The organism is Bradyrhizobium sp. SZCCHNR1051 (assembly GCF_032489615.1).
Classification (GTDB): domain Bacteria; phylum Pseudomonadota; class Alphaproteobacteria; order Rhizobiales; family Xanthobacteraceae; genus Bradyrhizobium.
This window is the reverse complement of record NZ_JAUEYJ010000008.1, coordinates 237,801-258,053: the sequence shown is the minus strand read 5'-3', so window position 1 is coordinate 258,053 and position 20,253 is coordinate 237,801. Positions and strand designations below refer to the sequence as shown.

At 66.4% G+C, this 20,253-nt stretch carries 22 protein-coding genes and 1 pseudogene; 18 read left to right on the top strand and 5 right to left on the bottom strand.

What is annotated here, in order from left to right:
- Positions 1-2: 2 nt before the first annotated feature.
- From fliM to QW868_RS12540, 5 genes are all read left to right on the top strand, one after another.
- Positions 3-1,205, top strand: a complete 1,203-nt coding sequence (gene fliM / locus QW868_RS12560) for a flagellar motor switch protein FliM (protein WP_315738772.1) — start codon at positions 3-5, stop codon at positions 1,203-1,205.
- The gene (locus QW868_RS12555) at positions 1,202-1,681 is read left to right on the top strand and encodes a DUF6468 domain-containing protein (RefSeq protein ID WP_315716016.1); all 480 of its coding nucleotides are present in this window, start codon (positions 1,202-1,204) and stop codon (positions 1,679-1,681) included. The genes fliM and QW868_RS12555 overlap by 4 nt, the downstream gene beginning before the upstream one ends.
- Positions 1,678-2,448, top strand: coding sequence for a flagellar protein FlbB (locus tag QW868_RS12550; protein ID WP_315716017.1), 771 nt, complete (start codon positions 1,678-1,680; stop codon positions 2,446-2,448). Before QW868_RS12555 ends, QW868_RS12550 begins: the two co-directional genes overlap by 4 nt.
- A gap of 103 nt (positions 2,449-2,551) precedes the next feature.
- Positions 2,552-6,316: a tetratricopeptide repeat protein gene (locus QW868_RS12545; RefSeq protein WP_316230680.1), complete on the top strand. Its 3,765-nt coding sequence runs from the start codon at positions 2,552-2,554 to the stop codon at positions 6,314-6,316.
- A 39-nt stretch (positions 6,317-6,355) separates the two neighbouring features.
- A complete protein-coding gene (locus QW868_RS12540) occupies positions 6,356-6,592 on the top strand; it encodes a hypothetical protein (protein ID WP_315799253.1) in 237 nt (78 codons plus the stop codon).
- Positions 6,593-6,678: 86 nt separating this feature from the next.
- Here the strand turns inward: QW868_RS12540 and QW868_RS12535 are convergent, their stop codons facing one another.
- A complete protein-coding gene (locus QW868_RS12535; RefSeq protein WP_315756555.1) occupies positions 6,679-7,086 on the bottom strand; it encodes a helix-turn-helix domain-containing protein in 408 nt (135 codons plus the stop codon).
- A gap of 66 nt (positions 7,087-7,152) precedes the next feature.
- Here QW868_RS12535 and QW868_RS12530 point away from each other — a divergent pair, with 66 nt between their 5' ends.
- Complete coding sequence (locus QW868_RS12530) at positions 7,153-7,815, top strand: cation transporter (protein WP_315799254.1); 663 nt, start codon at positions 7,153-7,155, stop codon at positions 7,813-7,815.
- A gap of 64 nt (positions 7,816-7,879) precedes the next feature.
- Here the strand turns inward: QW868_RS12530 and fliP are convergent, their stop codons facing one another.
- Both fliP and QW868_RS12520 read right to left on the bottom strand, forming a co-directional pair.
- Positions 7,880-8,632, bottom strand: a complete 753-nt coding sequence (gene fliP, locus QW868_RS12525) for a flagellar type III secretion system pore protein FliP (protein ID WP_316230679.1) — start codon at positions 8,630-8,632, stop codon at positions 7,880-7,882.
- Positions 8,629-9,693, bottom strand: coding sequence for a flagellar biosynthetic protein FliO (locus QW868_RS12520; RefSeq protein ID WP_316230678.1), 1,065 nt, complete (start codon positions 9,691-9,693; stop codon positions 8,629-8,631). Before QW868_RS12520 ends, fliP begins: the two co-directional genes overlap by 4 nt.
- A 356-nt stretch (positions 9,694-10,049) precedes the next feature.
- Here QW868_RS12520 and flgB point away from each other — a divergent pair, with 356 nt between their 5' ends.
- The 12 genes and pseudogenes from flgB (at position 10,050) to QW868_RS12460 (ending at position 19,319) form a co-directional block, all read left to right on the top strand.
- Positions 10,050-10,457, top strand: coding sequence for a flagellar basal body rod protein FlgB (gene flgB / locus QW868_RS12515; RefSeq protein WP_315756551.1), 408 nt, complete (start codon positions 10,050-10,052; stop codon positions 10,455-10,457).
- A 29-nt stretch (positions 10,458-10,486) separates the two neighbouring features.
- Complete coding sequence (flgC, locus tag QW868_RS12510) at positions 10,487-10,912, top strand: flagellar basal body rod protein FlgC (RefSeq protein WP_315738762.1); 426 nt, start codon at positions 10,487-10,489, stop codon at positions 10,910-10,912.
- 16 nt (positions 10,913-10,928) lie between these two features.
- Positions 10,929-11,285, top strand: a complete 357-nt coding sequence (gene fliE / locus QW868_RS12505; protein WP_315738761.1) for a flagellar hook-basal body complex protein FliE — start codon at positions 10,929-10,931, stop codon at positions 11,283-11,285.
- A 107-nt stretch (positions 11,286-11,392) separates the two neighbouring features.
- Positions 11,393-11,656, top strand: coding sequence for a flagellar biosynthesis protein FliQ (fliQ, locus tag QW868_RS12500; protein WP_008965881.1), 264 nt, complete (start codon positions 11,393-11,395; stop codon positions 11,654-11,656).
- A gap of 203 nt (positions 11,657-11,859) precedes the next feature.
- Positions 11,860-12,627 carry a flagellar biosynthetic protein FliR gene (gene fliR, locus QW868_RS12495; protein ID WP_315738760.1) on the top strand — a complete coding sequence of 256 codons (768 nt, stop codon included), beginning with the start codon at positions 11,860-11,862 and terminating at the stop codon, positions 12,625-12,627.
- A 12-nt stretch (positions 12,628-12,639) separates the two neighbouring features.
- Complete coding sequence (flhB, locus tag QW868_RS12490) at positions 12,640-13,719, top strand: flagellar biosynthesis protein FlhB (RefSeq protein ID WP_315738759.1); 1,080 nt, start codon at positions 12,640-12,642, stop codon at positions 13,717-13,719.
- 155 nt (positions 13,720-13,874) lie between these two features.
- Positions 13,875-16,442 (top strand): cell cycle histidine kinase CckA, encoded by a 2,568-nt coding sequence (gene cckA / locus QW868_RS12485; protein WP_316230677.1) that lies wholly within the window; start codon positions 13,875-13,877, stop codon positions 16,440-16,442.
- Between the two features lie 155 nt (positions 16,443-16,597).
- A complete protein-coding gene (locus QW868_RS12480) occupies positions 16,598-17,569 on the top strand; it encodes a Tim44 domain-containing protein (RefSeq protein WP_316230691.1) in 972 nt (323 codons plus the stop codon).
- Between the two features lie 56 nt (positions 17,570-17,625).
- A pseudogene (locus tag QW868_RS12475) lies at positions 17,626-17,728 on the top strand (lectin); the annotation flags it as partial.
- 60 nt (positions 17,729-17,788) lie between these two features.
- Positions 17,789-18,493: a glutathione S-transferase gene (locus QW868_RS12470; RefSeq protein WP_316230676.1), complete on the top strand. Its 705-nt coding sequence runs from the start codon at positions 17,789-17,791 to the stop codon at positions 18,491-18,493.
- A gap of 59 nt (positions 18,494-18,552) precedes the next feature.
- Positions 18,553-18,879 carry a metalloregulator ArsR/SmtB family transcription factor gene (locus QW868_RS12465; protein WP_315756586.1) on the top strand — a complete coding sequence of 109 codons (327 nt, stop codon included), beginning with the start codon at positions 18,553-18,555 and terminating at the stop codon, positions 18,877-18,879.
- Positions 18,879-19,319: an SRPBCC domain-containing protein gene (locus tag QW868_RS12460; RefSeq protein WP_315756547.1), complete on the top strand. Its 441-nt coding sequence runs from the start codon at positions 18,879-18,881 to the stop codon at positions 19,317-19,319. The genes QW868_RS12465 and QW868_RS12460 overlap by 1 nt, the downstream gene beginning before the upstream one ends.
- Positions 19,320-19,361: 42 nt before the next feature.
- On the opposite strand, the gene QW868_RS12455 is transcribed toward QW868_RS12460, so the two are convergent.
- Together QW868_RS12455 and QW868_RS12450 are read right to left on the bottom strand one after the other, a co-directional pair.
- The gene (locus QW868_RS12455) at positions 19,362-19,586 is read right to left on the bottom strand and encodes a hypothetical protein (protein ID WP_315738755.1); all 225 of its coding nucleotides are present in this window, start codon (positions 19,584-19,586) and stop codon (positions 19,362-19,364) included.
- A gap of 162 nt (positions 19,587-19,748) precedes the next feature.
- Positions 19,749-20,228, bottom strand: coding sequence for a hypothetical protein (locus QW868_RS12450; protein ID WP_316230675.1), 480 nt, complete (start codon positions 20,226-20,228; stop codon positions 19,749-19,751).
- Positions 20,229-20,253: the final 25 nt, after the last annotated feature.

Below are 20,253 nucleotides of genomic sequence, written 5' to 3'. Positions count from 1 at the left end.
TCATGGCGGGCAACGATCAAGTCGACCAAGATGCGATAGCCGCGCAATGGGAAGCCTCGCTCGACTCGGAGGATCCCACAGAGGCCGCGGAAGCCGCAGCAGCCAATGAACTCACCGAATCGATGGCCCTGCAATGGGCCGCGATGGTCGAGGACGGCAGCCGCGATTTCGGCGCCACCAAGAACGGCGGCGAGCGGGTGCTGTCGCAGGAGGAGATCGACAATCTCCTCGGCTTCACCGCCGGCGAGGTCAGCCTCGACGACCATTCCGGCATTCGCGCCATCATCGATTCGGCGATGGTTTCCTACGAGCGTCTGCCGATGCTCGAAATCGTCTTCGACCGTCTGGTGCGGCTGATGACGACCTCCTTGCGCAACTTCACCTCCGACAACGTCGAAGTCTCGCTCGACCGCATCACCTCGGTGCGCTTCGGCGACTACATGAACTCGATCCCGCTGCCGGCCGTGCTGTCGGTGTTCAAGGCGGAGGAGTGGGAGAATTTCGGGCTCGCCACCGTCGACTCGACCCTGATCTATTCGATCATCGACGTGCTGCTCGGCGGCCGCCGCGGCAACACCCAGCTCCGCGTCGAGGGCCGCCCCTACACGACGATCGAGACCAACCTGGTCAAGCGCCTGATCGAGGTGGTGCTGAGCGACGCCGAGCAGGCGTTCCGGCCGCTGTCGCCGGTGCGCTTCACCATCGATCGGCTCGAGACCAATCCGCGCTTTGCCGCGATCAGCCGGCCCGCCAACGCCGCGATCCTGGTGAAGCTGCGGATCGACATGGAAGACCGCGGCGGCAACATCGAGCTGCTGCTGCCCTACGCGACGATCGAGCCGATCCGGCCCGTGCTGTTGCAGATGTTCATGGGTGAGAAGTTCGGCCGCGATCCCGTCTGGGAAGGCCACTTCGCCACCGAGATCACCAAGGCCGAGATCGCCGTCGACGCCGTGCTCTATGAGGCCGACGTGCCGCTGAAGCAGCTCATGAAGCTGAAGGTCGGCGACACCCTGCCGCTCGACATCCGTCCCGATGCGCTGGTCGCGGTCCGCTGCGGCAGCACCATGCTGACGGAGGGGCGGATGGGCCGGGTCGGCGACCGCGTCGCGATCCGTGTCACCAAGAATTTGCGCAAGCCGAATACGACCCTTGCGATGTTCGAAGGCTCCGAAGGCCAGAACAAGTTGATGGAGGCCCAATGAACCACTCCCTCGGATTGATCATCGAAAGCCTGGTGGCGGTCCTATTGGTGCTGACCATCGGCTATTGCATGCTGCTGAATTCCAGGCTGAAGCGGTTGAAGGCGGATGAGCATTCGCTCAAAGCCGTGATCGCGGAGCTGATCACCGCGACCGAGATCGCCGAGCGGGCGATTGGCGGCCTCAAGCTCGCCGTGCGCGACGTCAACGACAATCTCGGCAATCAGCTCGCCGCCGCGACGCAGATGTCCGACCAGTTGCGCAAGCAGCTCGCCGAGAGCGACGGCGTGGTGCGCCGGCTGTCGCGCATCGCCAGTGCCGCGCGACCCATCACCTCGCCTGAAGCCGCGCCCGAGCCGGCGCCTGCGCCGGTGCCGGCGATCACGACCGAGCCGGTGCGCGTCTCCGGTGCCAAGGCGGTTGCCGCCGCGGCCCAGGCATTCTCCGAACGTCGAAGGACTGGTGGCCTTGCCGCATGAATGCGTTTCGTAACATCCGCGTCATTCCCGTCGTCCTGATCGCGGTGGCCTGCCTTGCGGTCCTGAAGGTGGCCGGCCTCGTGATCGATGGCGGCTACGTTTTCGACTATGACCCTCACCCGACCAAGCGGTCCTGGGCCCAGGAGAACCTGGGCTATCCGGGCCGCGAGGACAATGACATCGTCACCGGCTCCACGCACGGCGCACCGAAGGAGAAGAAGGAGGAGGCGCCCAAGCCCGCCGCTCCGGACACTAAGCCCGAGGGCGTGGTGATCAAGCCCGAGGAGAACCAGCAGCAGGTGTCGCCGGCGGAGAAGGCGATCCTCGAGCGGCTGCAGTCGCGTCGCCAGGAGCTTGACGCGCGTGCGAGAGAGATCGACATCCGCGAGAGCCTGTTGCGCGCCGCGGAGCAGCGCATCCAATCCAAGACCGAGGAGATGAAGGCGATCGAGGGCCGCATCTCCGGCGCGCAGGCCGCCAAGACCGAGGCCGACAACGCCCGCTTCAAGAGCATCGTCACGATGTACGAGGGCATGAAGCCGAAGGATGCCGCCAAGGTGTTCGACCGGCTCGAGATGTCCGTCCTGATCGAGATCGCCTCGCAGATCGCGCCACGCAAGATGTCCGACATTCTCGGACTGATGACGCCGGAGGCGGCCGAACGGCTCACCGTCGAGCTGGCGCGCCGGGCCGGCGCCGACAGGCCCGAGACCAGCGCCGAGCTGCCGAAGATCGAAGGCAAGATCGTGCCTGTGAAGAGCAATTGAGCCGCATGTTTAATGCGCCCTTAAACGCCGGCACCTAGATTTCCGGCGTGGCGGGGCAGGCGTATCCGTCAAGTTGCGGATGTCGAACCGGAAGCTTGTGACCATGGCGCGCACGACTCCCATTGGATTGCGCTCGAAGGCCCGCGCACGGGCGCGCGCCGGCCTTGCGCTGCTGTCGGCCATCGTCATCGGCCTGGTGCTGTCCACGGTCGCGGCAGGCGCTGCGCCGGTGCCGGGCGAGGCCAGCCTGTCGGCTCAGGACGGCTATGCGCGGCTGGTGCTGAAATTCGCCGAGGACATCAGCGCCGACGTCACCACCGCCGGCTCGATTCTGCTGATCAGGTTCGATCGCGCCGCCACCGTTCCGATCGACCGCTGGGTGGATGCGGCGCCCGACTACATCTCATCGGCCCGCGGCGACCCCGACGGCTCGGCGCTGCGGTTGTCGCTGTCGCGCAAGGTCCGCGTCAACACCATGACCGCGGGCGAACGCGTCTTCATCGATCTGTTGCCCGACAGCTGGACCGGCCCGCCGCCGCCGCTGCCGGCCGAGGTCGTGCGCGAGCTCGCCGAGCGAGCGCGCGCCGCCGAACGGGCGCTGCGGCTGCAGCGCGCCGAGGCGGAATCGAAGAAGCGGCCGCCGATCCGCGTGCGCGCGCTGGTGCAGCCGACCTTCGTGCGCTTCGTGTTCGAGATCCCCGACGGTGTCGGCATCTCCTCGGTGCTCAACGACCAGAAGCTCTCGCTGTTCTTCACCGCGCCGCTGTCCTTCGATCTCGCCGACGCCAAGCTCGTCGCGCCGCCGAACGTCGCCGCGATCAACCAGCGCATCGACGGCAGCAGGACCGTCGTCGAGCTCGGCCTGGTCGGCGAGGTCGACGTTCGCGCCTTCCGCGAGGAGAAGAACTACAACATCGACGTCGCCTATCAGCAGCCGGACAAGAAGGTCTCCGCAGTCTCCTCGGACACGCTGCCGGGCGCCAAGGCGGCCGCGGCCGAGAAGCCCAACGGCAGCAAACCCAATGGCGACAAGCCGAAGCAGGCTGCGCAGCCCGAGATCGTGCCGCCGACCTCCGACACCATCGCCAAGGAGATAAAGACGGAGACCAAGCCGGCGCCTGCGGTCGCGGCGCCAGCCACCGAGCTCGCAGCCGAGCCTGCGCCGTCGGCAGCGGCTGCTGCCGCGCCGGCCGCCGCGAAGGCCGAAGCCGCGCCCGAGGCCCCCAAGCCTGAAGCTGCTGCGCCTGAAGCTGTCAAATCCGAAGCAGCCAAATCCGAGCCAGCGAAGTCCGAGGCGATGAAGCCGGAGGCGGGCAAAGCCGAAGCCGCTAAGCCTATCGAGACCAAGTCTGCCGAGATCAAGTCTGCCGAAACCAAGGCCGCCGAAACCAAGCCGGCCGAGAAGGCAGCTAATGGAGCCGCCACCCTGGAGGCCCTGCGCGACAGTGAGGGCCTGCGGCTCACCTTCGGCTTCGGCCAGGTCACGCCGGCGGCGCTGTTCCGCCGCGGCGACACGGTATGGATGGTGTTCGATTCGACCAAGCCCGTCGACGTCGAGCCCATCCGCGCCAAGGGCGGCGCCATCATCGGCGAGGTCAACAGGATGCCGCTCGACAAGGGGCAGGCGATCCGGATCCGTCTCAACCGCCCGCAGATGCATTCGCTCGGCAGCGACGATGGCGGGCGCAGCTGGAACCTGTCATTCGCCGACAAGGGCCTGACCAATCAGCAGCCGCTGATGGTGATGCGCAACGTCACCGATCCCGCGCTCGCCAATGTCATGGTGCCGCTCGCCAATCCCGGAGCCGGCATGCTGCACCGGCTGACCGACCCGGATGCCGGCGACACGCTGCTGGTCGTGACGGCGCCGCCGCCGATCCGCGGCTTCATCAAGCGCCAGGATTTCGTCGACCTGTCGCTGCTCGATTCGATCCACGGCATCGCGGTGCGTCCGAATTCGGATGACGTCGCCGTCGAGATCGCGCCCGACAAGGTGATCCTCGGCCGGCCGGGCGGGCTGACCCTGTCGTCGATCGGCTTCTCGCCGGAGCGGGCGCCGACCGCCGTACGGCCGATGTTCGACATCGACGAATGGCAGCAGAACCAGACCCAGCCGTTCGTGCCGCGCGAGGATCTGCTGATCAAGGCCGCGGCGAACGCCGAGCCGGAGCGGCGGGCGCAGACGCGGCTGGCGCTGGCGCGCTTCTACATGGCGCGAGCGATGTATCCGGAAGCGCGCGGCGTCACCAATCTGATGATTTCCGACGCCGACCCGCGCACCGACGAGACCGCCATGCTGATGATCCACGCGGTGGCGAGCATCCTGATGGGCCGGCCGGACCAGGGACTCAAGGATCTCGCCACTCCGTCGATCGGCAATAATTTCGATTCGCAGATGTGGAAGGGCCTCGCCTTCGCCCGCCAGGGCAAGTTTGCCGACGCGCGCGAGAAGCTGAAGAACGTCGAATTCGCCATCGCCTCGCTGCCGCTCGACCTGCAGCGCGTCGTGATCGCGGATGCGATGAAGTCGGCGCTCGAGATCAAGGATTTCGCCGGCGCCGCCAAGCGGCGCGCCGAGCTCGACGTGATCGGCGTGCCCGCGGACATGAAGCCCGACATCGCCGTGCTGCGCGGCCGGCTCGCCGAGGCGATGGCGCAGGAGAAGGATGCGCTCGACGACTATCGCTTCGCCGTCAATTCCGACGACCGCCTTGCGGCCGCGGAGGCCAAGCTGCTGGAGATCAAGCTTCTGCAGAAGCGCGGCGAGATCAAGCCGCCGGACGCGCGGAAGGAGCTGGAGACCTTGCAGGCGATCTGGCGCGGCGACGCCATCGAGGTGCAGACGTTGCAGATGATGGCGCAGCTCTACGAGGAGGCGGGGCGCTATGCGGACTCGCTCGAGGCCGCGCGTCAGGCCACCCGCCTGATGCCCAACTCCGATTTGGCGCGGCAGGCCCAGGATGCAGCCTCCCGCCTGTTCTCGCAGTTGTTCCTGAACGGCAAGGCCGACGAGCTGCCACCGGTCGATGCGCTCAGCATCTTCTACGGGTTTCGCGAGCTGACGCCGATCGGCCGCCGCGGCGACGAGATGATCCGCAAGCTCGCCGACCGCTTGGTCGGCATCGATCTGCTCGATCAGGCCGCCGAGCTTCTGCAATACCAGGTCGACCACCGCCTCGAAGGCGCGGCGCGCGCCCAGGTCGCCGCGCGTCTCGCCATGGTCTATCTCACCAACCGCAAGCCCGAACGCGCCATCGAGGCGCTGCGCACCACGCGCATCGCCGATCTCGCGGGCGAGCTGCGCCAGCAGCGGCTGCTGCTGGAAGCCCGCGCCAACAGCGACATCGGGCGTTACGACCTCGGACTGGACATCATCAGCAACATCAGCGGCCGCGAGGCGATCCGGCTGCGCTCCGACATCTACTGGGCGTCGCGGCGCTGGCGCGAGGCGTCCGAGCAGATCGAGCTCTATTACGGCGATCGCTGGCGCGATTTCCGCCCGCTCAATCCGGCTGAGCGCGGCGACATCCTGCGCGCCGTGGTCGGCTATGCGCTCGCCGACGACGCCATCGGCCTCGCCCGCTTCCGCGAGAAATATGCGCCGCTGATGACCGGCGAGGCCGACAAGATCGCATTCGACGTCGCCAGCAAGCCGGCGAGCGGCTCCAGCGCCGAGTTTGCCCAGATCGCGAAGATGGCGTCGAGTGTCGATACGCTCGACGGCTTCCTGCGCGACATGCGGGCGCGCTTCCCGGATGCCACCGGCAAAGGACCGGACGGCGCCAAGGATGCTGCGAAGGCCCCGTCGGAGGCGACCGGCGCCTTGCCGCGCATCCAGGGCGTCAAGCAGGCGATCGCGGGTCGATGACGTCGTGCGTCAAGGCGTGGAGCCGGAGGACCTGGCGACATGACGAAGCCGACCAAGACCGAAGCCGAGCTCATCGCGATGGCCAAGGCGGAGCTGAAGGCGCGGGTCGGTTGTCGCGACGGCATGGCGATCTCGGTGCTCCGCTGGGGCACCAAATGGGAGCTCTGCGCCAAGGCCGATCCCGGCACGGCGACGCGCCCCGGCTATCCGGAGAGCATGTCGACGCTGGTGAAGATCAGCGACGAGCTGAGCAAGCAGTACGATGTCGTGGGGTGAGCGATTCTGAATCCGTCCGAAGCGCGCCAAGACGAAAGTTCGAGACTGCTTTGCGAAGCCAGTGGATCGGTAATTGTCTTGTTCGTTCAGTCAGAGCGATGCGGCGCAAGCGCTTCGATGATGCGGCAGTCGGCAACGGTGCCGTGCTTGCAGCGCCCTATGACATCGGCAAGTTCGTCACGCAGCGCCACGAGGTCTGAGATCTTGCGTTCGATCTCTGCCAGGTGTTGGCCTGCGATGACGTCAACCGCTTCGCACGAGCGGTCTCGCTGATCGGCGAGATCCAGCAGGTCACGGACTTGGTCGATGGAGAAGCCCAAATCGCGGGCACGCCGAATGAAGCTCAGTCGCCCCAGTTGGTCGTTGTCATAGGCTCGGTAGTTGCCCTCGGTTCTCGCCGGAACCGGTAGCAGACCGATCCGCTCATAGTATCGGATCGTCTCCACCTTGGTGCCGGTCCGCTTCGCGAGGTCTCCGATGGTCAGTCGTGACATGGCTTGACCCTGTAGTGGCTACAGGGTCCATATAGGACGTCGCATCATCTTGTAAGAGGCGACGATATGGCTGGTTGTCATGATGACTGCTGTTCGTCTTCCCCTCCGAGGGAACTGGACAGCCCCCGCTGGCGTCGTGCGCTCTGGATTGCGTTGGCCATCAACGGAGCCATGTTTTTGGCCGAGATCGCAGCAGGCGTGGCGGCCGGGTCGGCCTCGCTGCAGGCGGACGCAATCGACTTCCTCGGTGATACGGCCAACTATGCGATCAGCCTCGGAGTGGCGGGACTCGCGTTGACCTGGCGAGCACGCGCCGCCCTTCTGAAGGGCTGGTCGCTCGTCCTGCTTGGCGTCCTTGTCCTTGCCTCCACTGTCTGGCACGCAATTGCAGGCACCCTCCCGGAGGCGAGGACGATGGGGGTCGTCGGCATGCTCGCTCTTGTCGCCAATGCAGGCGTGGCCGTCATGCTCTACCGTTTCCGCGTCGGCGACGCGAATATGAGGTCGGTCTGGATCTGCTCCCGGAACGATGCGCTCGGCAACATCGCCGTACTCGCGGCCGCAGCCGGTGTGTTCGGCACCGGCACGGCGTGGCCGGATCTCATTGTGGCGGCGATCATGGCCGCGCTTGGTTTGAGCGGTGGCTGGCACATCATACAGCGAGCTCGCGTCGAGTTGCGCGGCTCCTCCACATCGCGCCCCGTCGCAAGCCCAATCCGGGCGAACTGATCGAGGGTACGCCTCAATGGGAGACACGAGCCTACTGCCTCTCGCTCATCATGACAGGTGAAACCTACCCGCCGTAGCTCTGCACCAGGCTGCCGGCCACCAGCGACCAGCCGTCGACCAGCACGAAGAAGATCAGCTTGAACGGCAGCGACACCACGACCGGCGGCAGCATCATCATGCCCATCGACATCAAGACCGAGGCGACCACGAGGTCGATGATCAGGAACGGCAGGAACAGCAGGAAACCGATCTCGAAGGCGCGCTTGAGCTCGGAGATCATGAAGGCCGGCACCAGGATGCGCAGCGACAGGTCGTCGGGCGTCGCCGGCGACGGCTCGCCCGAGAGGTCCATGAACAGCTTCAGGTCCTTCTCACGCACGTTCTTCTGCATGAAGCCGCGCAGCGGCACCGAGGCGCGCTGCAGCGCGTCCTCGACGCCGATCTGGTTCTCGACCAGCGGCCGGATGCCGTCCTCATAGGACTTCTGCAACACCGGCCCCATCACGAACGCGGTCAGGAACATCGCGAGCGCGATGATGACCGAGTTGGGCGGGGCGGTCGCAGTGCCCATCGCCGTGCGTAGCAGCGACAGCACGACCACGATGCGTGTGAACGACGTCATCATGATCAGGATCGACGGCGCGATCGACAGCACCGTGAGCAGCGCGATCAGTTGGACCGCGCGTTCGGTGACGCCGCCACCGCCGGCGCCGAGATTGATGCTGATGTCCTGCGCAGCAGCACGTCCCGCCAGTAAACCGGCGGCAGTCAGAACAGCGATGAAGACAACTCTACGCGGGGGAAGCAGCGATCTCACTGAGACGACTTCGGACGTCCGAGCAGCGAGGCCATCTCGTCCTCCAGATTCTCGAAGCTGGTCTTGACCGGTGCGGCTTGCGCCGGAGCCGGCTCGCTGCGTGCGGCCGCCCGGGGACCCGAGGCTGGACCAGCCGACGGATCGGCCGATGGACGCCGCAGCGCGGCCTCGAGCCGTTGCGCCATCTCGGCCAGATTGGCTTCGGCGCTCTGATCGGCCGCTGCGGGCGGCGGCGCAACCGGCGGCGGGGGCGGTGGCGGTGGCATCTGCGCAATCGGCGGCAGCGGCGGCGCCGCCACGCGTTCGACGCGCTCGGCTGCGCGTTCAGCGCTCCGCACCGGCGGCAGCCGGGGCCCCTCGGAGGGGCGCGGCGCCTCTGCCGGCCGTTGCGGCTCGGCGGGGCGCAGCGGGCGCGGCATCACCGGTTCACCGCGGGGCGCCCGCTCGGGGCGCGGCTCCAGGCGGGCTTCGTCGCCGCCGCGCGGCTCTCCACGGACGTCTGCCCGGAGGTCCTGGCGGGGATCGGGACGGCGCGGAGGGAGCGGTGATTCCGGCGGGAATGCCGGTGCCGGCTCACGCCGCTCAGCAGCAGCCGGCCCCGTGCGGCGAACCTCATCGATGAACGACGGCCGCATCGGGCGCTGCGGCGGCTCCGGCATCTGCGGCTCGGCATGCTCGGCGGCCTCGGTCTTCGGCTCGTTGTCGGCCCAGGACGGCGCATCCGGCAGCGGCGCGATGCGCGCCGCCGGCCGCTCTTCATTGATGCCCGGCCGCTGCGGCAATTGCTCGCGCGCCGGCATGGCGCGCACGATGTTGGATTCGACCACGATGTCGGTCGGCCCGCCGATCATCAAAAGATGCTCTATGTTGTCACGGCGCACGAGCACGAGACGGCGGCGGCCATCGACGGCGGCGGCATCGATTACGGCAAGCCGGGGCATGCGGCCGCGATTCGGGTTGGTGCCGAGACGATTGCCCGCGAATCGACGGACCAGCCACGCGGCGAGGCCGATCAGAGCCAGCACCGCCACGAATGCAAAAAAGAACGTCAGTGCCTGCATCTCTGTCCCCGGCAAATACCGCGTCCTTTCGAAGTCTCTCGTCTGTCCAACGCATCGCCGGCAGCGAACGGAGCTTCAGAACCGGAACCAACCTGTTAACGCATGACGGCAGGAACTGCCGCTCGGCCTCTTAATAACCCATGAATCGGCCGGGCCAAAACGACTTCTTGGCGAGCCGCGCCGTCCCGTAATGATGCATCGGTCGGCTGGGACCCCGGCACTTTCCTAAGAAATCGTCAAAACCCCGGGATTGTCCCGGTGGGCATCGCACCGTTTCTTAACTCCTTGTTAACCATATGCACGGCAATTTCTACCTACCCAAACCGTCCGGTAGCCGGACATAACCGAGCAGCGCCATGTCCATCAACGATCTCCCCGTGTTGTCGGCGTTGCGGACCAAGATGCAATGGCACCAGGAGCGCCAGCGCGTGCTGTCGGAGAACGTGTCCAATTCGGATACGCCCAACTTCAAGCCGAAGGATCTGGTTGAGCCGAAGTTCGATTCAACCGGCCAGGCGGTCGGCGGCTTTGCGCCGCTGTCGCTGACCCGGACCAGCACCGCGCACATCGCACCGTCGTCGGGCGAGAGCGCGAGCTTCGACCAGAACCGCAAGGCCGGATTTCAGACGAGGCCCGCCGGCAACGCGGTGAGCCTCGAAGAGGAGATGCTGAAGGTCTCCGCCAACCAGATGGACTATGCCGCGGCAACCTCGTTGTACGGCAAGAGCCTGCATCTGTTGAAGACGGCGATCGGCAAGGCCTGAGCCGGAGTTGAGGACGGAGACCGACAAGCATGGCAAACGACTCCAGCGATTTCCTGCGCTCGATGAGCATTGCGACCTCCGGCCTGCGTGCGCAGGCGGGGCGTATGCGCGTCATTTCCGAGAACATCGCCAATGCCGATTCGACCGCCGCCAAATCGGGTGGCGATCCGTATCGCCGCAAGGTCCCGACATTCACCTCGGCGCTCGACCGTGCGCTTGACGCCAAGGTGGTGGCACTCGGCAAGGTGGTGCCCGATCAATCGTCGTTCCGCGTCAAATACGACCCCAGTAACCCGGCCGCGGACGCGTCCGGCAATGTCAAGTACCCCAACGTCAATCCGCTCATCGAGATGACCGACATGCGCGATGCACAGCGGTCTTACGAGGCGAATTTGAACATCATCGGCGCCACGCGCCGCATGATCCAACGCACACTCGACATTCTGAAGACCTAGGACAGGAACGAAAGTCATGGCCTCCCCAATCTCCGCAGCTAATGCCTATGCGAATTCCGCCCGCGTGCTCGACGCCGGCGGCTCGAGCGGTGCCTTCGGCAGCCTCGGGCGCGTGCGCGACGTGCTAGGCAGCGGCAACGGCGCCGACAAGGGTGGTCCGTCGTTCAGCGCGGTGCTGAAGGATGCGATCGGCAGCGTGATGGAGGCCGGACGCAAGTCGGACAGTCAGGCGGTCGCGATGGCCGCGGGCAAGGCGAACGTCATGGATGTCGTCACGGCGGTCGCCGAAACCGATGTCGCGGTGTCGACGCTGGTGTCGGTGCGCGACCGCGTGATCCAGGCCTATGAAGACGTGATGAAGATGACGATCTAGGCGCAGCTCGTAACGCATCAGGGATTTGCCGTCTGCCGCGACTGCGCGCGATGCGCGATGAGGCGGGTGCCGGACCGGAACCGATCGACAGTGAGGAACGACAGGACATGACAGGAGCTGAAACGCTCGATGTGGCGCGCGATGCGATCTGGACCATCGTGCTGGTCTCCTCGCCGCTGATGGTGGTCGGCCTCGTCGTCGGCGTGGTCGTCTCCCTGTTTCAGGCGCTGACGCAGATCCAGGAGCAGACTCTGGTGTTCGTGCCGAAGATCATTGCGATCTTCGTGACGCTGCTGCTGGCGCTGCCGTTCATGGCCGATGCCCTGCATTCGCACATGATGCGGATCTCGTCGCGAATCATCGGCGGATGAGGCAATGTCCGGGGCAGCAGGGCTAGCCTGCGTGAGGGCGCTGCGAGCGGTCGCGAGGAGCAGTGCGGGGGGCGCTGCTGCTTTCGGCCGTGAGCTGGCGGCCTTTCGGGCGAACTCTTCGCAAGCTGTCTCGTCGCAGGCTGTCTCTTCAAAGACCGTCGTGCCGCACCAGCATGCGGTCGAAAGGGCCGTGACGGCGGACGATGCGCATCGATATTTCCTTCCTTCCGGCGCTGGCCGCCGTGTTCATGCTGGCCTTCGCGCGCGTCGGTGCGATGGTGATGCTGCTGCCGGGCCTCGGCGAGGTCAACATCCCCGTCCGCATCAAGCTCGCGACCGCGCTGCTGCTCACGATGATCGTGCTGCCGCTGCACCGTCAGGCCTATCAGGTCGACCTGCAGGCGTTGTCGCCGCTCTTGGTGATGATGGTGCACGAGATCGTGATCGGCATCGTGCTCGGCGCGACGGCGCGGGTGACGCTGTCGGCGCTGCAGGTCGCGGGCTCCGTGATCGCGCAGCAGATGGGGCTCGGTTTCGTCACCGCGGTCGATCCGACGCAGGGCCAGCAGGGCGTCCTGATCGGCAACTTCCTCACCATGCTCGGCGTGACCCTGCTGTTCTCGACCGACAGCCATCACCTGGTGATCGCGGCGCTCAGCGACAGCTACAAGATCTTCGCGCCGGGCGAATTGATCCCGAGCGGCGACGTCGCCTCGCTGGCGACCAAGGCCTTTGCCACGGCGTTCAAGATCGGCCTGCAATTGTCGGCGCCGTTCCTGGTGTTCGGGCTGGTCTTCAACATCGGGCTCGGCGTGCTGGCGCGGCTGATGCCGCAGATGCAGGTCTATTTCGTCGGTGCGCCGCTCTCGATCCTGATCGGCTTCCTGATCTTCGCGCTGGTCCTGACCGCGATGATGGGAACGTTTCTCGGCTATTTCGAAGGCGTCATGCACGAGATGATGCCGCGGTGAGGGGGCCGATCGATGTCCGATGAGGCCGATTCCGAAGACAAAACAGAAGACCCGACGCAAAAGCGGCTGGACCAGGCGCTCGAGCGCGGCGACGTCGTCAAGAGTCAGGAGCTCAACACCTGGTTCGTAATCGCCTCCGCGACCTTGGTGATGTCGACCTTCTCGGGCTCGATCGGCACCGCGGTGCTGGTGCCGATGCGCAACCTGATCGCCAATTCCTGGATGATCCACACCGACGGCGCCGGCCTGCTGGCGCTGGCGCGCAGCCTGTCGTTCGCCGTGATCGCGGCGATCGGCGTGCCGATCCTGATGGTGATGCTGGCGGCGATCGCCGGCAACATGATGCAGCATCGCCTGGTCTGGTCGGGCGAGCCGATGAAGCCGAGCCTGAGCAAGATCTCGCCCTTGGCCGGCGCCAAACGCCTGTTCGGCAAGCAGGCCGCGGCCAATTTCGCCAAGGGTCTCTTCAAGCTCGTGCTGCTCGGCACGGTCATGGTCATGATCCTGTGGCCGGAGCGGCTGCGCTTGGAATCGCTGCTGCATATGGACGTCAGCGAGCTGCTCGGCGTCACGATGTCGCTGACCACGCATCTGATGGGCTCGGTGGTCGCGCTGCTCGCGCTGGTCGCGATCGGCGACTACCTGTTCCAGTACCGGCAATGGTACGAGCGGCAGAAGATGTCGGTGCAGGAGATGAAGGAGGAGTTCAAGCAGTCGGAAGGCGACCCGCACGTCAAGGGACGCATCCGGCAGATCCGGCAGCAGCGCATGAAGAAGCGCATGATGGCCGCGGTTCCAAAGGCCTCCGTGATCATCACCAACCCGACCCACTACTCGGTCGCGCTGTCCTACGAGCGCGGCATGTCGGCCCCGGTCTGCGTCGCCAAGGGCGTCGACAACATCGCCTTCAAGATCCGGGAGGTCGCCAAGGCGCACGACATCCCGATCGTCGAGAACGTGCCGCTGGCGCGCGCGCTCTACGCCACGGTCGAGATCGACGAGGAGATCCCGGTGGAACATTATCACGCCGTCGCTGAGATCATCGGCTACGTGATGGGGCTGCGGCGCAACCTCTCGGGGCGCCCGCGATGACAACCGATTCGGTCCACGGACGGACCGCAAAATACGGATAAATCATGGAATATCGGCTTGACGGGCTTGCGCTTGACCCGTCGATTCAGGCAGGTGGAAGGGGGAGCCGCGCGAACGGGCTGGGGCTCCCAGCCGACAGGTCGCGTCCCCGAGCCATGAGCGCCGATTCCGACAACGATGGGTTACAGGATCAGGTGGGCCTGCCGGAGCGGCCGCGCCGCAGCGGCAGCATTCTGCTGATCCTGCTGGTGGCGTTCGGTCTCGTCGCGGTCGCGATCGCGTTGATGACGATCGGCCGCGCCCAGGCACAGCCCTACATTCTCGGGCTGCTGTCGCTGCTCGCCACCGTCGGCCTGTTCAATCTGTTCGCGTTCGCCGCCGGCATCGTCCGCTTCGCCGACAAGGCGACCGACGATCCGGTGATGGGCGCGATCGCCGATCACGCCTTCGATGGCCTCGCGGTGACCGATCCGCGCGGCCATGTCGTCTACGCCAACGCCGCCTATCTCAGCATGACGGGAGCGGCGACCGCGCAGGAAGCGCGTCCCGTCGAGCGCGTCTTCATCGGCAATCCCGACGTCTCCGAAGCGGTGTTCCGCCTGCTCAAGGCGGCGCGCGAGGGCAAGCGGCAGCAGGAGGAGGTGCGCATCACTGCGGCCGAAGGCGCGCAGGGGCGCTGGCTGCGGATGCGCGTGCGCCCGCTCGGCCAGACCAAGCGCCATGCCCGCTACGCAGTGTGGTCGATCGCCGACATCACCCGGGATCGCGAGCGCCAGGAGGACGTGTTCCAGGAGCTGCAGCATGCGATCGAATATCTCGACCATGCGCCGTGCGGCTTCTTCTCGGTCAATCCCGAAGGCAGCCTCGTCTACGTCAACGCCACGCTCGCCAACTGGCTCGACTACGATCTCGCCGAGATCGGCTCCGGCGGCCTGAAGCTCGCCGACGTCGTCTCCGGCGACGGCGCGTCGTTGCTGACCTCGATCGTGGCGGTGCCCGGCGAGGTCCGCACCGAGGTGTTCGACATCGACCTGAAGATGCGCGGCGGCAAGACCATGCCGGCGCGGCTCTACCACAAGCTCGCCTTCGGCGCCGACGGCAAGCCCGGGTCGTCGCGCACCCTGGTCATCAGCCGCGCCCGCGACGAGCGCTCCGATCCGGAGCGCGCCGCCGAGGTGCGCTTCATGCGCTTCTTCGACCACACGCCGATGGCGATCGCGACCGTCGACCGCGGCGGCGCCGTCGTCAGGGCCAATGCGCGCTATGCCAAGCTGGCGCAGAGCGTCAGCGGCGACGTGGCCGCGGCGAAATCGATCTTCCGCACCGTCAGCCAGCGCGACCGGCATCTCCTGATCGCGGCGATCAACCAGGCCTCGGAAGGGCAGGCGGACATTCCGCCGGTCGAGGTGATGCTGGAGGGCGCGAAGGAGCGCTTCGGCCAGTTCTTCGTCACCGCCGTCGACGAGGACGAGCGCGAGACCGAAGCCGCGATCGTCTATCTGCTCGAGACCACCGAGCGCCGCGCGCTGGAGAACCAGATCAACCAGTCGCAGAAGATGGAGATGGTCGGCCAGCTCGCCGGCGGCATCGCCCACGACTTCAACAACGTGCTCTCGGCCATCATGATGGCCAACGATTTCCTGCTGAACGCGCACAAGCCGACCGACCCGTCGTTCCAGGACATCATGCAGATCAAGCAGAACGCCACCCGCGCCGCCACGCTGGTGCGGCAGCTGCTGGCGTTCTCGCGCCGCCAGACCTTGCGGCCGCAGGTGCTCGATCTCGGCGATGCGCTGTCGGACCTCACCATGCTGCTGCGCCGGCTGATCGGCGAGAAGGTCAAGCTCGACCTCGTGCACGGCCGCGACCTGTGGCCGGTCAAGGTCGACGTCTCGCAGTTCGAGCAGGTGGTCGTCAACCTCGCGGTCAACGCCCGCGATGCGATGCCCGACGGCGGCAAGCTCTCAGTGCGGACCGCCAACGTCTCGGCCGACGAGGTCGCGCAGGCCGCCTACAAGGGCATGCCGGTCGCCGACTACGTCCGCATCGAGATCAGCGACACCGGCACCGGCATTCCGGCCGAGATCCGCGAAAAGATCTTCGAGCCGTTCTTCTCGACCAAGGAGGTCGGCAAGGGCACCGGCCTCGGGCTGTCGACCGTTTACGGCATCATCAAGCAGACCGGCGGCTTCATCTATGTCGACAGCGAGGTCGGCAAGGGGACCTCGTTCCAGATCTTCCTGCCGCGGCACATCGTCGTTCCGGAGGTCCAGACCGAGCCGCACGCGGTCAACGGCGCCGCCAAGGAGCCGGCCGCAGCGGAAGCGTCGAAGCCGCGCGCCGACCTGACCGGGCAGGGCACCATCCTGCTGGTCGAGGACGAGGAGGGCCTGCGGGCGCTGAACGCGCGCGGCCTGCGCTCGCGCGGCTATAGCGTCATCGAGGCGTCGAATGGCGTCGAGGCGATGGAGGCGCTGGAGGAGTGCGATGGCGTGCTCGATCTCGTGGTGTCCGACGTGGTGATGCCGGAGATGGACGGGCCGACGCTGCTTAAAGCGATGCGCGAGCGCAATCCGGAGATCAAGATCATCTTCGTCTCGGGCTATGCCGAGGATGCGTTCGAGAAGAGCCTGCCGGAGAACCAGCAGTTCGCGTTCCTGCCAAAGCCCTTCACGCTCAGCCAGCTCGTGGCGGCGGTCAAGGAAACCATGGCGCCGCAATAGGTTACCGGAGTTCCTTGGCAAGGCGGCCGAGCGCCTTCATCCCGCGACCCAGCGCCGCAGCCGCGCGGCCTCGTGCCGCCTTCCCTTTTCGCCGGTTGTGCCCATCTTACAGGCATCCCCATTCCGGGGAGTTATGGGAAACACAGATGAGCTTCATGCAGCGCAAAAGCGGCCTCCTCAAGGCGATGGCCGTGGCCCTTTCACTGGCGCTGCCGACGGTGCTCGCCGTCTCGGCGGCCGACGCCCGGATCGGCGGCGGCTCCAGCTCGGGCTCCCGCGGCACGCGCACCTTCTCCGCGCCACCTCCCACCACGACCGCGCCGGGATCGGCGTCGCAGTTCAATCGCACCATCACCCAGCCCGGCCAGCCCGGCGGCTTCAACACGGCTGCGCCGTCGCGTGGCGGGCTGTTCGGCGGCCGCGCGGGTGGCCTGCTCGGCGGTCTCGCTGCCGGCTTCCTGGGGGCCGGCCTGTTCGGCATGCTGTTCGGCGGCGGGCTCTTCTCCGGCCTCGGCGGCTTCGCCTCGATCATCGGTCTGATCCTCCAGGTCCTGCTGGTGGTGTTCCTGGTGCGCATGGCGATGGCCTGGTGGCAGCGCCGCAACCAGCCGGCCTATGCCGCCGGCCCGGCGCCGTCGCCCACCGACGGCCAGCCGAGCCTCCGCTCGGGCCTGAGCGGCCTTGGTGGTTTCGGTGGCTTCGGCGGTGGCAGCAGCACGCCGCCGCTGCAGATCCTGCCGGCCGACTACGAGGCGTTCGAGCGGCTGCTCGGCGAGATCCAGTCCGCCTGGTCGAACGAGGATGTCGGCCGCCTGCGGCTGCTGTCGACGCCCGAGATGGCCTCGTATTTCGAGCGCGATCTCGAGCAGAACCAGGCCCGCGGCGTGGTCAACAAGGTCAGCGCCGTGAAACTGCTGCAGGGTGACCTCGCCGAAGCCTGGCGCGAGAATGGCGCGGACTACGCCACGGTCGCGATGCGCTTCACCTTGGCCGACAAGACCATCGAGCGCGCCTCGGGCCGGGTGGTCGACGGCTCCGACCAGCCGCAGGAGGTCACCGAGATCTGGACCTTCCTGCGCCACGCCGGCGCCGATTGGCAGCTATCGGGAATCCAGCAGGTCAGCTGAGCCTGACTTGAGACCCTCATCAGGCGCCGCGGAGCAATCCGCGGCGCCTTTGCTTGTGGAACAATTCCCATCTCTCGCGGGCCCGATGGCGGCTGTTCCCAGGCCGATCTGAAGAGCACGGGCGGTGACGGGCTGCTATACTGCTTCGCGGCGAACTAACACCGCGTCCGTTGCGTCGTCCGAGCCGAACGTGTGGGCGCATCACTGCGAGGATGGCCCATGCGTTACGAGCTCTACTACTGGCCCATGATCCAGGGCCGCGGCGAATATGTGCGTCTCGCGCTGGAGGAGGCGGGCGCCGCCTATCGCGACGTCGCGCGCGAGGACGGCATCGGTGCGATGACGGCGATGATGGAGGCGGACAGCGACACGCCGCCCTTCGCGCCACCGTTCCTGAGAGCGGGCCGCCGCGTCATCGGCCAGACCGCCAACATCCTGCTGTTTCTCGGCAGCCGCCATGGCCTTGCGCCCAAGGCCGAAGCCGGCCAGCTCTGGGTGCATCAATTGCAGCTCACCGTGACCGACTTCGTCGTCGAGATCCACGACACGCATCACCCGCTGGGGCCGACGCTGTACTACGAGGACCAGCGTGCGCCGGCCAGGAAGCGCACCGCCGAATTCTGGGGCGAGCGGGTGCCGAAATTCCTCGGCTATTTCGAGCAGCTCCTGTCGAAAAGCGGTGGCGCCTACGTCATCGGGCGCAGGCTCACTTATGTCGACCTGTCGCTGTTCCAGATCGTCGCCGGCCTGCGCTACGCGTTCCCGAAGCGCATGATGGCGTTCGAGCGCAACATCCCGAGCCTCGTCGCGCTGCATGACCGCGTCGCCCGCAGACCGAACATCTCAGCCTATCTCGCCAGCGAGCGCCGCATCGCCTTCAACGAGGACGGCATCTTCCGCCACTACAAGGCGCTGGATGCGTGAAGGCGAAGCCCTGCGGCGCCGCGCTTGACGATGTATAAGCATTGGCTTATACATCTGGCATGATCGTCGAAGCCCAGCTGACATCCGTCATGAAGACGCTTGCCGACCCGACGCGGCGGGCCGTGTTCGAGCGCATCGCGCGAGAGGGGGAGGTGGCGGCCACCGGCCTGGTGCAGGGCTCGCGCGTGTCGCAGCCGGCGATCTCACAGCATCTCAAGGCGCTGCGCGACGCCGGGCTGGTCAGCGAACGGCGCGACGGCCGCCACAACTATTATAGCGTCGCGCCAAAGGGGCTGGCGCCGCTGGTCGACTGGCTCGGTCATTACCGCGCATTCTGGCATGAGCGTATTGCCGGCCTCGAGGCACTGTTGAAGGAGACCGAGTGATGGGTGAGACGCATGCGATCGTGGTGGAGAAGCATCTGCCCCATTCGCCCGACAAGATCTGGCGCACGCTGACCACGAGCGACCTGATCGCGAAATGGTTGATGCCGAACGACTTCGTCGCGGCCACCGGGCATCGCTTCACCTTCCGCACCAAGCCGGTGGGCGACTGGGATGGCGTCGTTCACTGCGAGGTGCTCGCCTGTGAGCCGCCGCATCTGCTCAGCTATTCCTGGAAGGGCGGTTCGGACTCCAACCCGGCCTACGGCTTACGGCTCGACAGCGTCGTGACCTGGACGTTGACGCCGGTCGAGGGCGGCACGCATCTGCGGATGGTCCATGACGGCTTCGTCTTCCCGGGCAACAAGTTTCAGTTCGACATCATGGGACAGGGGTGGAGTCGGATCGGCGATGCCATCACACGTATAGCGGCGGACGCCTGAGGCGCCGCCGCTATACGAAGTTGGCCTGAGGGTGTGGGATCGTCAGGCGAGAATGTCGACGCGCGTGCCCTGGCCGGGCGGCAGCGGCGGACGGGAGGCCTGCTTTTCAGCGGCCGCTTCGTCGCCGGTCTTGTCGGGCTTGAAGGCCTGGCTCTGCTGCGTCTGATTCCGGGTCTGCGTGTCTTGGGTCTGCGGCTTGGTCGTCTCGGTCGAGACCGGCGGCGGTGAGGGCGGCGGCGATGACGACGAAACGCTCGAAACGGACATGGTCCAGCTCCTCGCTTGGTGTTGCGATGAGCGTGGCCATCCCTGACGAAAACTTCGTCAACCAGATCGCTCGAATTGTCCGCAACTGTCGGTGGCGCGGCGAATAGTGAACGGGTCGCTGCCGCCGGCGCAGAAACGACAGGGCTGTCGCGTCACGCCGGCCTATTGGTCCTTGCTGCGGCTGATCGTGATCGAGGACTCGGTCTTGGTCCGGGCACAGCGCATGTCGAGCCGGCGGTAGCGGCTGGCGACGTCGTCGCCGCGGAAGATCCCGAGCCGGCGGTAACAGCGTGTGACGCCGCGCTGCATGTCGTCCTTCGGCAAGGTGAACACGATCGCCGCCGCGCTCGCCATCAGGTCGATGAAGGCCGGCGGCGGCTTGCGGTCGGTTTTTCCGAACAATTGATTGCTGACGTTCTTAGACGAGCAGCCGAGCGTGAGCTCGCGCGCCTTGGGATGGGCGAGATAGACCGTGCCCGCCGCGGTCTGTCCGATCTTGATGCCGTCGATGCCGTTCTTCAATTCCTTGGCGAGGTCGTCACAGCGATCGGCGCGCGCGGGCTGCGGCAGCAGAGCCGCGCCCAGAGCAAACACGATGGCAAACAGGGCCGCCCGGCCGAATGAGCAATGATACGAACGCATTTCGAATTCCCCCCGCGCCATTGAA